This is a genomic window from Streptomyces calidiresistens (assembly GCF_014141525.1).
GTDB classification, from domain to species: Bacteria; Actinomycetota; Actinomycetes; order Streptomycetales; family Streptomycetaceae; genus Streptomyces; species Streptomyces calidiresistens.
In genome coordinates, this window is sequence record NZ_VKHS01000920.1 from 1 (window position 1) to 1969 (window position 1969).

At 66.6% G+C, this 1969-nt stretch carries 3 protein-coding genes and 1 pseudogene; 3 read left to right on the forward strand and 1 reads right to left on the reverse strand.

From position 1 onward, the window contains the following. On the forward strand, positions 1–591 hold a 591-nt coding region (locus FOE67_RS24130), incomplete at its 5' end, for an MmyB family transcriptional regulator (protein ID WP_438874300.1). Positions 592–707: 116 nt separating this feature from the next. Here the strand turns inward: FOE67_RS24130 and FOE67_RS30870 are convergent. Further along, positions 708–1127, reverse strand: a pseudogene (locus FOE67_RS30870) (transposase family protein); the annotation flags it as partial. Between the two features lie 398 nt (positions 1128–1525). On the opposite strand from FOE67_RS30870, the gene FOE67_RS24145 reads away from it, so the two are divergent. Both FOE67_RS24145 and FOE67_RS30685 read left to right on the forward strand, forming a co-directional pair. Next, positions 1526–1741 carry a hypothetical protein gene (locus FOE67_RS24145; protein ID WP_182666949.1) on the forward strand — a complete coding sequence of 72 codons (216 nt, stop codon included), beginning with the start codon at positions 1526–1528 and terminating at the stop codon, positions 1739–1741. A 19-nt stretch (positions 1742–1760) separates the two neighbouring features. After that, positions 1761–1969: helix-turn-helix domain-containing protein (locus FOE67_RS30685; RefSeq protein ID WP_369075298.1), on the forward strand; the 209-nt coding region annotated here is incomplete at its 3' end.

Here is a 1969-nt window from a genome sequence, read left to right on the forward strand (position 1 = left end):
CCCCGCCCCCAGCGCGTCCACCCCGCCACCTGGGACTTGCTGGACACTCTCCAACAGACCGGCCGCCCCGGTTTCGTCCTCGGACGACGCCTCGACGTGCTGGCCCACACCCCACTCGCCGGACGCCTGATCACCGACTTCCGCGCGCTCCCCGCAGCCGAGCGGAACCAGGCCCGCTTCGTCTTCCTCGACCCGCACGCGCGCGAGCTGTATCGGGACTGGCCCCGCGTCGCCGCCGACACCGCCGCCATGCTCCGCTTCGACGCGGGCCGCCACCCCGATGACCCGGCCCTAAGTGCCCTGATCGGGGACCTGTCCATACACAGCGAGGAATTCCGCCGCTTCTGGTCCGACAACAAAGTCCACCAGCGCACGACCGGCACCAAGGACTACCATCACCCGCTCGTCGGCGACCTCACCATCACCTACCAGGCCCTCACCCCCGCAGACGACCCCGACCAGATCCTCTTCATCTACGGCACCGAACCCGGCAGCCCGTCCGAGACCTCCATACGCCTGCTGGCCCAATGGAGCAGGTTGGCAACCGATACCGGTAGCGTCACAGCGCAAACCCCTGGAGCGAACGACTGATATCAGTCCGCTCCGGTCGTCAAGAAGCAAGAGACGGATCTGACGCAGACCGGTTTTCTCTCCACGACAAACGCTATCGCTCGGCCCGGGGCTTTGCGCTTCGGGACAGCGAGAGATCAGCGGCTGCTGCCTCCCGGGGCGAGCAGGCTGGTCAGTTCGGAGATTGCCTCCGGGGAGGGCTTGAAGTGGCAGCGGACATTCTCCGGCTTCTTGTGCCGGGACTTCACCATCAGCATCAGCAGCGAGGTGCCTTGGACACCGGGCTCGGTGGGGAAGTGATGGAAGCAGACGGCGATACCTTTGGTGCGGGCAGCGGCCGCATCGTGCATCCGCCCCGGCCGCGGCCCGTCTGTCCACAGCGTGCGGCCTTGGTGATCAGCCATGACGGTGGCCTTCATGGTGTTCTGTGCCTTCTTGTCGGAGACGAACGCGCGCTGTCCGCCGCGGTTGGCCGGTGGCCTGCGGACCCGGGTCCCGGTGGCGTCCCACCGCAGCTCGACGCCTTCAGCCCGGGTGTAGGCGTCCAGGCCCGCGAGGCCGGGCGCCCCGCCCGCCGCGCCGGTTGCTGCGCCGGCACCTGTGGCCGAGATGCGTGCAGGTCCAGTGATGGGAAGCGAGGTAGTCGCCGGTGACGTCTTCCCCGGGGTGCCGGCCGAGCGCGCGACACGGACAGCTCAAGGACTGGCCCGAGTCGGCCTGCTCGAGGTGGTTGCGTGAGTCGCCAAGCCGAGTGAGGGAATTCGAATATGACTGCCGAACGGACTTTCTTGCTCACCATTGCCGATGAGCGCACAATGCTCCGCTCACACCTTGATTTTCATCAAAAAACACTTGAGCTTAAATGTGCCGGACTGGCTCACGAAAAGCTCCGGCCCCAACCTGTGCCGCCCTCATCAGTCGGGACGAGGCCCAGTTCGGTGCTCAGCTGGACGACATGCCCCTGTGGTTCCTGCTCTACGAACGCCACGAGGACGGCCTGCTGCGCGCCGAACTGTCCCTGCCGGTCCGCATGAGCGGCAAGTACGTCACCCAATGGCAGGTCCGTATCCCCATTGACCTGCCCGACAGCGACCCCGGTACGAGCATCGACCTCGACCGGCCGAGCAGCGACGGCGGCCCCGACGTCCTGGTGGAGTTCCTCCAGGCCTGAACGGAAACGCCCCGCACGTATGGAGTTGAGGAAAGTGTTCACCCCCGAACGGCTCGTTCTCGCACGCAAGAGGCGACGCATGACCCTCGCCGCCCTCGCGGAGGCATCGGGCATCTCCGCCCAGAGCATCACCGCCTTCGAGAACCACCGCAAGCCCCCCTCGGAGGAAACACTTTCCTCACTCGCCTCGGCCCTGCGCTTCCCCCTCTTCTTCTTCCAGGCACCCCC